Origin of the sequence: Arthrobacter alpinus, assembly GCF_001294625.1 — a bacterium.
Lineage (GTDB): Bacteria > Actinomycetota > Actinomycetes > Actinomycetales > Micrococcaceae > Specibacter > Specibacter alpinus_A.
In genome coordinates, this window is the sequence record NZ_CP012677.1 from 3,892,073 (window position 1) to 3,904,747 (window position 12,675).

A 12,675-nucleotide genomic window follows, 5' to 3' on the forward strand; every position below is an offset into this window, starting at 1 on the left:
TCCATACCAAGAATTTCGGGAGTGATTATTTTGACTACTCAGCCTCAGGGAAAGACCCCGGCATCGATTCAGCAGGGCGGGGCAACTCGCCAGAATGATACAAACACCATCACTACCAGCCGGGGCGCCACCACGGTGGCCGACGGCGTGGTTGCCAAAGTCGCCGGCATCGCCGCGCAGGACATTGCCGGTGTATACGCCTTGGGCGGCGGGGCTGCACGGGCGCTGGGCAGCCTCCGCGAGGCAGTGGGACAGAAGGACCTCACCCAGGGCGTCAGCGTTGAGGTCGGCCAGACACAGGTGGCCGTGGACGTGACGATCGTGGTGGAATACCCGCACCCCCTGCAAAAGGTTGCCAACGATGTTCGTGACGCAATCTACGCGGCGGTTGAAGACGTGGTCGGCATGGAAGTCACCGAGGTCAACGTCGCCATCACCGACATTCACATTTCCGGTGACGATTCAGATGACAAGCACTCCGATGCCAGGCAAGCTGACAACGGTCGCGTCGACAACAAGAACTACGACGACTCCGGGGAGCCCCGCACACGGGAAGTCCGAGTTTCATGAGCTCGACAACCACCGGAGTCGCCGTAGGGGCGATCCTGGCGATTTCAGCCCTCGCGTTCGGCTTCTGGGCGATGCTTCTGGTGGCGCTGTTCATGGCCGTCGGAGCGGTCGTGGGGCGAAGCCTGGCGGGTCGGCTGGACGTGCGCGGAGCCTTTGACGCGTTGCGCGGTAAACGGACTTCATCATGAGTGCCGGCACGCTGGAAAACAGGCGTGCCGGGCACACCACAATCTCCACCGGGACCATGCAGCGGCTGGTCGCAGCCATTGCGGCCGACGCGTTCAAGGTGCCGTTGCAGGAGGTACACGCCCGGGTTCGGGACGGGCACGGACAACTCAGCGTCTCACTGGCCCTTGCCCTTGCCATCGTACCGTTGGCGGAAATTGTCCAAAATGCGCAGGCAGCTGAAGGCGACACCGTCTTTTACCGGGCAGCCGCGGCTAGGGAGACCATCGCCAAGCGCATCCAAGCACTCGCCGGAACATCGGTGGGACGGGTGGACATCCGCTTCACGGGTGCACATCTGGATAGCAGGGAGAGGGTCAAATGAGCCAGGCAACAATTATTCGACGCATGGGCCGTCGGGAAACACATTCCTCCCGTGCCGTGCTGTCCATTGTGACGGCAGCCGTGCTCCTTGCGGCCGTCCTGTGGCTGGCCTTGGAGCTGATGCTTTCTGTGACGGGCCATAGAGCATTGTTGATCTCCCCGGTGGAGCTCATGGAACGCACTGCGTCTCTGGGTACAGCAACGCTGCCATCGGTTCTTGTGGCAGTGGGAGTGGTGCTCGCCGTGGTGGGGGTGGCGTACGTTCTTGCCGCAATCCTGCCCGGCACTAAACCGCGCCATCTGATCGAGAACAGCCGCTCCGCCGTCGTGGTTGACCGCGAGGTCCTTGCCTCGGCAATCGCCAGGACGGCACGCACCACATCCCGCCTGGCACCGGAACAAGTCACTGCCAGTGTTGGACACAGAAGCGTTGAGGTGAGAGTTCACCCGAGCTCGGGCGTGGCTGTGGGAGAATCCGCCGTCCGCGAAGCCGTGGACCGGGAAATCGCCAGCTACTGCCTGGCAAGGAAGTTGAAGGTCAACGTTGCTGTTGCCTCCCGGGGGGCGGTGGGCATATGAACGGCACCCGCCGCGGACTGAACCGTGCACTGTTGGCGTTGGTGGGGCTGCTCCTGATCGCAGCAGGACCCCTCGCCGTGCTTGCCGGCAGCAGCCAGGAATTTGCGCAGGCTTGGACCCGCACGGGCACCGACTTTTGGGCCCGCGTCCAGGAACAGCTGGCCGCAGCCAAAATTCCGGGGCAAGAGACCAGCTGGTGGACCGTCGCCGTCATGGGTGTACTCGTGGTGTCCGCGATCCTGCTGGTCTGCTGGATCGTCTCCCAGGGCGGCGGGCGCACCAACCAGCTGGCCAGGGACGACGGCGACGCCGGCACCACAACGGTGGAAACCGCCGTCGCGAGCCAAGCCATCAAAGCGGCGCTGGCTGGAAACAAGCAGGTGCTCTCCGCCTCTGTCCAGTCATGGCAGGTCAAAGGAGGCAGCGGGCTAAAGATCAGCCTGCAAGCCCGCAAGGGTGCCTCGCCCCGGGAGTTGGCTGAGGTCCTTGATGAGCTTGTCAATGGCCTCGATGCCCTCTTGGGCAAAGAAATTCCGGTACTCATCCGCATCAAGGCCGGCACCCGGTCGCGGTTTGCCCGCACCGAACGTGTGGCATAGATACGCAACGTCAATGAAAACACAACACCTATAGCAACGAGAACATTTTGGGTGTCGTCGGAGCAACGGTTGGTGGCGTGGTTGTTGCCGCAGTTTACGGCGCAATCAAGGGCCGCAAGTAACGCCACACCACCGCGGGTCGGCAGACACCTTCGCCGCTGCCGACCCGCGGTGCGCATAAGCTCAGAATTACTTCACCTGGCCAACTGCACGGGACGCAGAAATCCAAACCTTGGAAGGGACACAAGACGATGAAGCGCATCAACCCGCCAGCCAGCAGGCTCGCCGATGCCCCTGACGCTGTGCTTGTCGAGCGTGCCAGCGACGGTGATGTAGCCGCTTTTGAAACGCTGGCCCGCCGCCATGGCCCCTTGATGCGCGCCTACTCACGGCGCCTCATGAGTTCCCCGGCAGAAGCCGACGACGTCGTGCAGGAATCGCTGATCACGGCGTGGAAAGAGATCGGCAACCTTCGGGATGGCACCGCCGTCAAAGCCTGGCTCATGCGGATCGTGGGGCATCGGGCGGTAGATGCCGGCCGGCGTCGGAAGTTACACAGCAACATCGCAGACCAGCTCGAGCTCATCGACAAGGCGCCCAGCCCCGAACAATCCGCGGTCGCCGGGTCTGCCCGGCAGGCGCTCAGCCGGGCCTTGGACAAGCTGCCAGAGAAACAAAGACGATGTTGGATTTTGAGGGAGTATGGCGGTCAGTCATATGAGGAGATCGCCCAGACCTTGGGCATCAGCTCCACCAGCGTGCGCGGCCGGTTGGCACGGGCACGGACCACGCTTATTTCGGAAATGGAGGATTGGCGATGAACCCCACCCGTGATTGCGGCCGGCGCATCGAGGACCTCAGTGACTACCTAGACACCGGAAGATCAGCCGATGCCGAGCACATTGAGCACTGCCCGCAGTGCCAGGCACGCCTTGCCGGGCTGCGCAGTTTACAGGCCGCGGCGCGTGACTTACTGGATGACGACGTGGCCTCGGCAGCTGCCGAACCATCCGGCTGGCTTGAGGGCATGTTGGCAAACCTGCGCCTGGAAACCCGGGCCGGGCGTTCGATTCCGCTTGCCGGGGCCCCCTCCGAGCAGCTGAGCGAGAGCGAGGGTGCCGTGATTGCCCTGGTGCGCACCGTCGGTGACTCCTTGGGCGGGGTGCTGATTGGTAGGTGCCGCATGGACGGTGATGTCACGGTTTCCGGCGCCCCTGTGGAGGTGAACGTCAATGTTTCCGCCCGGTACGGCTTCCCCCTGCCATCCTTGGCTGCGGAACTGCGCGCGGCCGTTATGGCTGAGCTTTTGGTTCAGACTGAACTAAATGTTGCCGCGATAAACGTGGCATTTACTGACATGCGGGCACCGATTGCCGAACCCGGGCACGGAGATGGAGGAGAGCTGTGAGTATGGAAGAGGAGATCCGCGAGCTGGTGCTGGGCGTGGACGGCGTGGCAATCGTCTATTCCGCCGATCCGCTGTGGCTGACGGTTCTCAAACAGGTGGGGGCGGCCCTGTCGCCGGTGGATGACCCGGCACAGCTGCCCTTTGTGGTGTGCCTCCGCGATGACGACGGCGGGCGGCAGATCATGCGCGTGCAGGTCCGGATCGGCACCAATGGGGCGGTGCCCGCCCCGGCGCTGGCTCGCAATGTTGCCGCCGCGATTCGCGTGTTCGTTTCTGCGCGGCAGCCGGAGGTGGGCGTCGTGGCAGCAGTGGAGGTTGCCGCGATCGGGGTCTGACCACCGGTGGTCGAGCGTGTCCGGGCCCACGCGGGTCTTAGTTGGGGAAGGCGGAGAGCGTCAGCTGGGAAAAGTAGCTGACCTCTTTACGCGTTAACGGGTCGGTGAAGGCAATGCTGTGTGCAAGCAACTGCAACGGCTTGGTGTAGTCGTCGGGGGCCTGGTCGAAGAGCACAGGGTAGAAGGAGTCGTTGAGGATGCCGATGCCCGCAGAGGCCAGGTGCACGCGCAGCTGGTGCGTCTTGCCGGTGTGCGGTTCCAGGTTGTACAGGCCCAGCGTTTCCCCGGTGGAGGGGTCAACACGGGTGTCCATCAACTCAATCCTGGTCTCCGCATTCGGCTCGCCGTCGACCTCTTGCGCCAGCAGGTACGTCCGCGACTTGATCATGCGGCTGCGCACCACCAGGGGGAGTTCCAGGTCCGTGCGCACGGGGGCCACCGCCCGGTAGGTTTTTTGGATGTGGCGCTTTTCAAAGAGCAGCTGGTATTTGCCGCGCGTTTGAGGGTTGGCCGAGAACAGCAGCACCCCGGCCGTCATGCGGTCCAGGCGGTGGATCGGCACCAGATCGGGCAGGTCCAAAAGCACGCGCAACCGAACCAACGCCGACTCCTGCACGTACATGCCGCCCGGTGTGGTAGGTAGGAAATGCGGCTTGTCCACCACCACCAGGTCCTGATCCTGATGCAGTATGCCCAGCTCCACCGGCAGCCGGGTTTCCTCCGGCAGTTCCCGGTAATACCAAATGAACTCGTGCTCGTTCAAGGCAGTTGTGGGCGTGAGGATTTCCCCGCCCAGAGCCTTGACGTCGCCGCGCTCAAAGCGGTCCACAATTCCCGCCGGGTCAACGTGGCCAAACTTGGCCAGGACGTACTCCATGGCCGTGGCCCAGGGACCCTCTTCGGGGATTCGCACACGGGTCGCGTTGACGCCGTCGCGCACGGGAAGAGGAGATTTCATCATCTTTCAAGGGTACCGAGGGTTCCTGCAGGTGCCGACCACCGGCCTTGTGCGGGTGGGAGTCGATCATTGGGGGACAGGCTGCAGCCAAGCAATCACAAGTACGGCGGCGGCCGTGAACCTTTTTCGGCCCACTGTGCAATACAGGGTGTGAGGACAGACAGCGGGAGGATGCGCGGGCGAGGATTTTTGGCATTGCCACGAACCTGCTGCCGTGGCAGCGTCGGCCCTGGCCGGTGCGCTGCGGAAGCTGTCGGCCGCCGACAGGGAATGCATCCTGCTCTGCGCCTGGGCCGAGCTGAGCTACGAAGGCATAGCAGCGGCCACAAAAGTCCCCATTGGCACTGTGAGGTCACGACTCAACCGGGCCCGGCGCATCCTCAAAGAGGCTGCCCGAGCGCACCTGAACAACATTGAGGAGACAGATCATGGACGAGCTCAAGCTATTGCGTGAGACGGGCAAGGACGTTCCGGTTGCCAGTGATTCAATGCTCGACGGCGGCCCTCACCAACTGCTGCGACGCATCAGTGTGGGGGAGACCATGCAGCCGAAAAAGCGCGGAAAGAAGACGTTGCGGATTGCCATCATGCCCGTGGCCACGCTGGGACTTGCAACGGTGCTGCTGGCCGGGAACGTCGTCGGACTTGCCGGGTGGAGAGCAGGGGCCACTGCCGAGGCCGCGGAGGTCCTCAGCACCAATCTCTGGCTGAGTATGACAAGTGCGCACAATCCTCCCGATGAGGAATGGGTGTGGGAACGATCAGGACGCATCCCCACCATCTTCTTTAGCGAAGGGGGGGAAGAAAGTAGCCCTGGCACGGGTGCAGGATGCGGGCCACACATCCGAGGTGGTACGGGGCAACGGTGGTTCGTTCTACAACTCACCCAGCTCGTTCCCGAGTGAGAAGGAACTGGCCAGTTATCCCAAAGAGCCACGCAAACTGCTCAACTGCATTTACGTGAAGACCAGTGGTCAGGATCAATCTATGGACGGGCAGACCGGGATTGCCATCGGCAGAGTGGAAGACCTCTCGCATATGCGCCAGGACAGCAGCTGGCTGGACCACCATTCGCACCTCGGTGGTTGCTTCGGCGCCCTAGCCAGCATCGACGCTGTGTGAATGGCAGCGCGTGCGAAGAACAAGTATCTTTCTGGCGCGGTTGGCTCAACGAACGGGGGCAACCGCGCCAGCTGCTTGCGCTAAAGCGTTCTCCCATAGGATTGGAGCATCGCAGACGGCATGGAGGCAACAATCACATGACAAAGAATGGCGAAACGGACTTGTGGGCACTGGCTCATGCCGAGCGCGCCGCGCTCGCGCAGGACCTGTCCGGACTCACAACCGAGCAATGGCAGCATGCCACCCTCTGCAGGGAGTGGAACGTTGAGCAGGTGGTAGCGCACCTGACCGCGGCGGCCAGCATCGGCCAGTTACGTTGGATCCGCAGCATGCTTGGCGCCCGGTTTCGCCCCGATGTGCACAATCTCCGGCGCCTGGGCGAGCATCTCGGGGTCAACCCGGCGGAGACCCTGAACAACTTTCGAGCCATCATTGCCAGCACCACCGCACCGACAGCCGATACTGCGGCCTACCTAGGGGAAGTTGTGGTGCATGCCCAGGACATCCGACGTCCGCTGGGCCTAGTTGGCACGCCCAGCATTGATGCGCTTACACAGGTCGCGAAATTCTTCGCAAGCCGCAACTTCGCCGTTCCCAGCAAGTCGAACGCCACACGACTCCGGCTCCAGGCAGACGACGGGCCGTTCGCATCCGGCGAGGGTGCGCTTGTCACTGGGCCGACACTGGCATTGGTCATGGCACTGGCCGGACGCGCCGCCTACCTCGACGACCTACACGGGCCAGGTGGGCAGGTCCTCCGCTCTCGGCTCGATAAAACCGGAAACTAGCAGCGTTCACGGCCCAACTTGGCACCGCGGACACCAGTAAATGTCCCGTGCCGCCCAGGAGGGGAATGCAGGGTCCGCCATTGTTGCGTGCCGGATCAGCGCCCCGCACCTCTTGCACGGTTTCCCGGCAAGCCCATAAACCCACGATGCCGCCTCGCCCCGCGCCGGCCCTCCCGTCGTTGAGCGCTGGGAGCGGTTCTTGTTAACCTCGAGCAGCCGTTTCGCTAGTTCCACCATCCGAGGCAGATCTTGCACCTCCGCTACCGTCGCAGCAGGATGAACACGGCTCAGGAAACACAGCTCGTTCCGGTAAATGTTACCGATCCCTGCAAGATTGCGCTGATCCAAAAGAGCTAACCCAATCGCCCGCTCGGGTTCCGCGAGCAGTCGCCGCAGCGCCTGGTCCGCGTCCCAGCCCGGCCCCAGCAGATCGGGTCCCAGATGCCCGACGGCGTTGCTCAGCCCGGTTTCGGGCAGGACTTCCAGGAGGCCAAGGGAAAACCCCACCGCCTCAACATCCCCTGTTCGTAGCACGGCCCGAGCAGTGTGAGCCGGGCGGCGCCAGTGCGGCGGTGACCCGGAGGCGGGCGCCGGGTAGAGGTCCCAGCGGCCCTCCATGGACAGGTGTGAATGGATCACATGGCCGTCCACAAACATCAACAGGTGTTTGCCGCAAGATTGTACCGACTGCACCACACTGCCGGTGAAGTCCACCGTGGCAAATGCGGGCACACGGAGATCGCAGGCAAGCAGGCGCTGCCCGGCCAGGGCGGTGCGCAGGTCCTTGGCTGCCCGCCATACGGTGTCGCCCTCAGGCACGGACTCGCACTCCGCTGGGTGAGCCGTAGGCGCCGGCGGCAAGTAAGGCCGTGGCCAGCGGGGTGTCCAGGATGCTGGCGCCATTGACCTTTTCCATGGCCAGCTTGCCCACGGCGCCGTGCCTGACCACCTGGACCAGGGCCGCCGCGGCGAGGGCCACAGCGGGTGCGTCGTCGCTGAAGCACAGCAGCGTCCGTCCGCCGCGCTCCACATAGAGCACCAAGGCGCCGTCGACCATCACCACCAGGGCACCTGCCTTGCGACCGGGCCGGTGCCCGGAATCCAGTGGCGGCCAGGGAAGTGCAGCGCCGTAGGGGTTAGCAGGATCAGTGGCGGCCAGGGCCAGTGCCTTGGGCGGGCGCGGATTCGTGGCCGCATCCTCGGCAAAGGTGCGCAGCCGGTCTACTGTGGCGGGCACGGCGAACTGCGCCGCACCCAGGTGCTCGATGAAGTATCCGCGCCGGCATTTGCCCGTCTCCTCAAGTCGTGCCAGCACCTTATACATGAGCCCGAAGCCCCCCGGAACCCCCAGATTCATGACCGATCCGCGCGTCACCACACCGTACCTATCAAGCAGCAGCTCAGCGAATGCGTGGCTGCGCAGTGTGTTTTGCGCGGTTGAAACCGTGTCCGTTTCGGGCAGTGGCAGGGCGCTCCACCGCCCGGCACCCAGCGGCGGGGCCCCTCGCTGCCCGGCGACGGCCCGCCCCGGCAGCCTGGCGTACCGCCCGGACCGGGCCGGGCGCAGGCGTGAAGGGGCAGGCTTTTGCTTGTGTGCCGTGTGACCGCCGGAAAGCAGCGCGCGCACGGGTGCGAACGTGTCGTTGCTGATCCGGCCCGCCCAAAAAAGCTCCCACAGGGCCGCGCTGAGATCCTCATCCCCGGGGACAATATCCGGGCCGTCGGCGGTCAACTCGCGCAGTTGGTGGAAGAAGTATGCGCCGCCGCCGGACAGTGCATCCAACAGTCGCTGCTGGAATGCAGTGGGCGCAAAGTCGGGTGCCGGGGCCAGCGTGAGATCGGCCGACTCCGCCACATGCAAACTCAGCCAGCCGTCCGAACCTCCCAGGGCGCCCGCACCGGACACAATGACTTCACCGGTGGCCATGAGCTCCTCGAGCATGGCCGGGGAGTAGTCAACTATGCGCTGCGCTAGCACCAGCGGTTCCCACGCAGATGCCGGAATGGGCGCGCCCGCCAGCTGGTCAATAACCGTCAGCAGGCCATCCAGTCCGCGCAAGGCAGGCGCCCCGGAGGCCGCCCCCACATGCTGCCAGGCGGGCAGGAACCGACCAAAGGCGGCCGCGTCGACGGGCTCCACCTCCGCCCGCAGGGCCGCCAACGACCTCCTGCGCAGCCGCCGCAGCACCTCAACATCGCACCACTCGGAGCCGCCGTTCTCCGCACGCTGCGGTAAGAACTCGCCCTCCGTAACCCGCCTGTCCGCTGCCAGCCGCGCCAGGCCCGGGAGTACGACGGCGACCCCCAGTCCCAGCCGTACCGCAGCGTCCGACGCGGTGAAGGGTCCGTGGGTGCGGGCGTAGCGGCCCAAAAGGTCACCGAGGGGATCGGCCACCGGTTCGATGAAAGCCAGCGGCACGCCCATGGGCGTGGGGATCCCGAGGGCGTCACGCAGCCGGGCGGCGTCCTCGATGGCGGCGAACCGTTCCTCACCGCCCATCTGCACGCGGAGGGCACGGTTTGCCGAGACCAGCCCGGCAAGGTCGGCGGCAGTCTGGGTCTGGTGCCCGGCGTCGTCCGTTTCTAAAGTGGGGACCAGCCGAGCGGAAACCTCGGCAACGGTCAAGGGACCCAGCAGGCGCAACAGGTCCGCAACCCCTTCAATCCCGCGGGCACGCCGGTCCGGGGCCAGGCGTTGGAGCTCTGCCTCGGTGTCGGCAATGACTTGCGGGTCGAGAAGTTCGCGCAGCTCGGCACGGCCCAGCAACTCATCCAACAGGGCCGGGTCCAGGGAGAGTGCGGCGGCACGGCGCTCAGCCAGCGGGGAGTCGCCCTCGTAGAGGAAGCTGGCCACGTAGCCAAACAGCAGCGACCTGGCGAACGGCGACGGCTCGTTCGTGGTGGTTTCCACAATTCGCAGCTCGCGGCGTTCGATGGCGGCGGCAATGCCCTTCAGCGCGGGAAGGTCATAGACGTCCTGCAGGCATTCGCGCACCGTCTCCAAAACGATGGGGAACTGCGGGTACTTCCTGGCCACGTCCAGCAGCTGGGCCGAGCGCTGGCGCTGCTGCCACAGCGGCGATCGCTTGCCGGGATTCTGGCGGGGGAGCAGCAGCGCCCGGGCCGCACATTCGCGGAAGCGGCTTGCAAACAGGGCCGAACCGCCCACCTCGGCCGTGACTATGGAATCGAGCTCGTCCGGGTCAAAGAGGAACAACTCGGCGCCGGGCGGTTCGTCATCCATCATCGGAACACGCAGCACGATGCCGTCGTCGGAGGCCATGGCGGAGCCGTCCAGACCGTACCGCTCGTGCAGCCGCGCGGCCACGGCCAGCGCCCAAGGTGCATGGACCGGCATGCCGAAGGGGCTGTGCAGCACCACCCGCCAGTCGCCGAGCTCGTCGTGGAAGCGCTCCACCATGAGCGTTTTGTCGTCGGGGACCTGGGACGTTGCGGCCTTTTGATCGGCCAGATAGCCGAGGAGGTTGTTGGCTGCCCAGCTATCTAGTCCCGTGGCCGTGCAGCGGGCCAGGGCCTGATTGTGCGGGGCAGCGCTGAGCTCGCGGATGAAGGCGCCCAGTGCCCGGCCCAGTTCCACCGGCCGTCCGAGGGAATCGCCCTTCCAGAACGGCAGCTTCCCGGGCTGCCCAAACGCGGGGGTGACAAGGACCCGGTCAAAGGTGATGTCCTCGATCTTCCAGCTGGTGGCGCCCAGGGCAAAGACGTCACCTACGCGGGATTCGTAGACCATCTCCTCGTCGAGCTCGCCCACCCGCCGTCCGCCCTTGTTCGAGCGTGCCGGGCCGGCGGCTGCGTCACCTGGGCCACTGGCGCCCGGCGCGCCGGAATCGCCCACGATGAAAACGCCGAACAGCCCGCGGTCCGGAATGGTGCCGCCGGAGGTGACGGCCAGGCGTTGGGCGCCGGGACGCCCGGTGATGGTGCCGCCCACCCGGTCCCAGATGATGCGCGGGCGCAGCTCGGCAAACTCGTCGCTGGGGTAGCGCCCCGCCAGAAGGTCAAGGGTGGCGTCGAACGCTGAGCGGGGAAGTGCGGTGAAGGGGGCGCTGCGCCTGACCGTGGCGAACCAGTCCTCCACATCGATGGCTCCGAGGGCGGACGCCGCCACGGTTTGCTGGGCCAAGATGTCCAACGGGTTGGCGGGGATGGACAGCGGCTCGATGGCCCCGGCCAGCATCCGCTCGACGGTCACCGCCGAGTGCAGCAAGTCCGCCCGGTGCTTGGGGAACAACATCCCCTGAGAGATCTCGCCCACCTGGTGCCCTGCCCGGCCCACCCGCTGGAGCCCACTGGCCACCGACGGCGGGGACTCCACCTGGATAACCAGGTCCACGGCGCCCATGTCGATACCCAGCTCCAGACTGGAGGTGGCCACCACGCAGCGCAGCCGCCCCGACTTCAAATCGTCTTCGATCAAGGCCCGCTGCTCCTTGGACACCGAGCCGTGGTGGGCTTTCGCCAGAACATTCGGTGCTCCGGCCACGGATCCTGCCTGGGCCATCATTTCCGCGGGAAGCCGGGTCGGGGCCTTGGCCGGCGCAGGATTCCCGACGGCGGAGGCCGCCCCCGCCGGCGACAGGGCCCGTGCCTGGGCAGGCTCAGATGCCGGGGACGCCGCGGTCAGCCAGGGGTCCGCGGGGGAGGGGGCGGTGTCGTCCGCTTCATTGGCGGCAAGGGCGAGCCGCTCGAGGTAGATCTCGTTGAGCCGGCCGGTCAATCGCTCGGCCAGGCGGCGGGAGTTGGCGAAGACGATGGTGGACTTGTTCGCCAGCACCGCGTCGACGATTTTCTCCTCCACATGCGGCCAGATGGAGGCATTGGGTGCGAGCCCGGTGGCGGGACCGGCATCCCGGGCCGAGGCCAGCGCGGGTAGCTCGGTCATGTCCGCCACGGGGACTGTGACAGTCAGGTTCCAGTTCTTGGTGCTGGCGGGCGCAACGATTTTCACGGGCATGGCACCGCCTAGGAACCGGGCCACGGTGGAACGCGGCTCCACGGTCGCGGACAGCCCAATGCGCTGTGCAGGGGCGTCTAGGAGCGCGTCCAGCCGTTCCAGGGACAGCGCCAGGTGGGCGCCGCGCTTGGTGCCGGCCACGGCATGAACCTCGTCGATGATGACGGTATGCACGTCTGTGAGGGTTTCGCGGGCCTTGGAGGTGAGCATCAGGAACAAGGATTCCGGTGTGGTGATCAGGATGTCCGGTGGGTGGCTGAGAAGGCGGCGGCGTTCGTTGGCGGGGGTGTCACCGGAGCGGACGCCCACGCTGATGGCGGGCACGTCCAGACCCAGACGCTTGGCAGTTTGGGTAATTCCGATCAGCGGGGCGCGGAGGTTCCGTTCCACATCCACGCCCAGGGCCTTCAACGGCGAGATGTACAGCACCCGGGTGCCGGGCCTAGACGGTTTTGCCGGGGTGCCGGGGGCCGGTTCACTGGCCAGTCCGTTCAGTGCCCACAAGAAGGCGGCAAGGGTTTTGCCGGAGCCGGTGGGTGCTACCACAAGGGCGTGTGCACCGTCGGCGATGGCTTCCCACGCACCCGATTGGGCGGGGGTGGGGGAGTTGAACGCGCCCAGGAACCATTCGCGGGTGGGGGCCGTGAATTGGTCCATGGCGGTGGCGGTCGGTTTCAAGTGCACGGCTCCATCATGCCGCACCTGAGGCGACATTGGTGCGCCACAAGGACAATTGCCCGCCATGGCAGCTTTGAGCGCCGAAGGGGCACACGGTAGCGGTAATCTAAGAGG

Annotated in this window: 15 protein-coding genes; 12 read left to right on the forward strand and 3 right to left on the reverse strand. The window is 65.4% G+C overall.

Going from position 1 to position 12,675, the window contains the following annotated elements:
- The first annotated feature begins 66 nt into the window (after positions 1-66).
- The 8 genes from AOC05_RS17805 (at position 67) to AOC05_RS17840 (ending at position 4,040) form a co-directional block, all read left to right on the forward strand.
- Positions 67-570, forward strand: a complete 504-nt coding sequence (locus AOC05_RS17805; protein ID WP_062010008.1) for an Asp23/Gls24 family envelope stress response protein — start codon at positions 67-69, stop codon at positions 568-570.
- The gene (locus tag AOC05_RS17810; protein ID WP_062008889.1) at positions 567-758 is read left to right on the forward strand and encodes a DUF2273 domain-containing protein; all 192 of its coding nucleotides are present in this window, start codon (positions 567-569) and stop codon (positions 756-758) included. Before AOC05_RS17805 ends, AOC05_RS17810 begins: the two co-directional genes overlap by 4 nt.
- Positions 755-1,120 carry a hypothetical protein gene (locus AOC05_RS17815; protein ID WP_062008891.1) on the forward strand — a complete coding sequence of 122 codons (366 nt, stop codon included), beginning with the start codon at positions 755-757 and terminating at the stop codon, positions 1,118-1,120. Before AOC05_RS17810 ends, AOC05_RS17815 begins: the two co-directional genes overlap by 4 nt.
- Positions 1,117-1,698, forward strand: coding sequence for a hypothetical protein (locus tag AOC05_RS17820; protein ID WP_157375022.1), 582 nt, complete (start codon positions 1,117-1,119; stop codon positions 1,696-1,698). The genes AOC05_RS17815 and AOC05_RS17820 overlap by 4 nt, the downstream gene beginning before the upstream one ends.
- Entirely contained in the window at positions 1,695-2,297 is a 603-nt protein-coding gene (locus AOC05_RS17825) for a hypothetical protein (RefSeq protein WP_062008894.1), read from the forward strand. Before AOC05_RS17820 ends, AOC05_RS17825 begins: the two co-directional genes overlap by 4 nt.
- 251 nt (positions 2,298-2,548) lie before the next feature.
- Positions 2,549-3,118 carry an RNA polymerase sigma factor gene (locus AOC05_RS17830; protein ID WP_062008896.1) on the forward strand — a complete coding sequence of 190 codons (570 nt, stop codon included), beginning with the start codon at positions 2,549-2,551 and terminating at the stop codon, positions 3,116-3,118.
- Positions 3,115-3,705 carry an Asp23/Gls24 family envelope stress response protein gene (locus tag AOC05_RS17835; RefSeq protein ID WP_062008898.1) on the forward strand — a complete coding sequence of 197 codons (591 nt, stop codon included), beginning with the start codon at positions 3,115-3,117 and terminating at the stop codon, positions 3,703-3,705. The genes AOC05_RS17830 and AOC05_RS17835 overlap by 4 nt, the downstream gene beginning before the upstream one ends.
- Positions 3,702-4,040 (forward strand): hypothetical protein, encoded by a 339-nt coding sequence (locus AOC05_RS17840; protein ID WP_154604858.1) that lies wholly within the window; start codon positions 3,702-3,704, stop codon positions 4,038-4,040. The genes AOC05_RS17835 and AOC05_RS17840 overlap by 4 nt, the downstream gene beginning before the upstream one ends.
- A gap of 37 nt (positions 4,041-4,077) precedes the next feature.
- Here AOC05_RS17840 and AOC05_RS17845 read toward each other — a convergent pair whose 3' ends face one another.
- A complete protein-coding gene (locus tag AOC05_RS17845) occupies positions 4,078-4,998 on the reverse strand; it encodes a pseudouridine synthase (RefSeq protein ID WP_062010010.1) in 921 nt (306 codons plus the stop codon).
- A 214-nt stretch (positions 4,999-5,212) separates the two neighbouring features.
- On the opposite strand from AOC05_RS17845, the gene AOC05_RS17850 reads away from it, so the two are divergent.
- The 4 genes from AOC05_RS17850 to AOC05_RS17860 all read left to right on the forward strand — a co-directional run bounded on the left by AOC05_RS17850 (position 5,213) and on the right by AOC05_RS17860 (position 6,908).
- Entirely contained in the window at positions 5,213-5,452 is a 240-nt protein-coding gene (locus AOC05_RS17850; protein ID WP_062008902.1) for a sigma factor-like helix-turn-helix DNA-binding protein, read from the forward strand.
- Positions 5,427-5,903: a hypothetical protein gene (locus AOC05_RS17855; RefSeq protein ID WP_062008905.1), complete on the forward strand. Its 477-nt coding sequence runs from the start codon at positions 5,427-5,429 to the stop codon at positions 5,901-5,903. The genes AOC05_RS17850 and AOC05_RS17855 overlap by 26 nt, the downstream gene beginning before the upstream one ends.
- Before the next feature lie 82 nt (positions 5,904-5,985).
- Positions 5,986-6,120, forward strand: a complete 135-nt coding sequence (locus tag AOC05_RS20445; RefSeq protein WP_257720349.1) for a hypothetical protein — start codon at positions 5,986-5,988, stop codon at positions 6,118-6,120.
- Positions 6,121-6,257: 137 nt separating this feature from the next.
- Positions 6,258-6,908 carry a maleylpyruvate isomerase family mycothiol-dependent enzyme gene (locus tag AOC05_RS17860; RefSeq protein WP_062008906.1) on the forward strand — a complete coding sequence of 217 codons (651 nt, stop codon included), beginning with the start codon at positions 6,258-6,260 and terminating at the stop codon, positions 6,906-6,908.
- Positions 6,909-6,914: 6 nt separating this feature from the next.
- Here the strand turns inward: AOC05_RS17860 and AOC05_RS17865 are convergent, their stop codons facing one another.
- Together AOC05_RS17865 and AOC05_RS17870 are read right to left on the reverse strand one after the other, a co-directional pair.
- Positions 6,915-7,727: a DNA-formamidopyrimidine glycosylase family protein gene (locus tag AOC05_RS17865; protein WP_062008908.1), complete on the reverse strand. Its 813-nt coding sequence runs from the start codon at positions 7,725-7,727 to the stop codon at positions 6,915-6,917.
- The gene (locus tag AOC05_RS17870; RefSeq protein WP_062008910.1) at positions 7,720-12,597 is read right to left on the reverse strand and encodes an ATP-dependent helicase; all 4,878 of its coding nucleotides are present in this window, start codon (positions 12,595-12,597) and stop codon (positions 7,720-7,722) included. Before AOC05_RS17870 ends, AOC05_RS17865 begins: the two co-directional genes overlap by 8 nt.
- Positions 12,598-12,675: the final 78 nt, after the last annotated feature.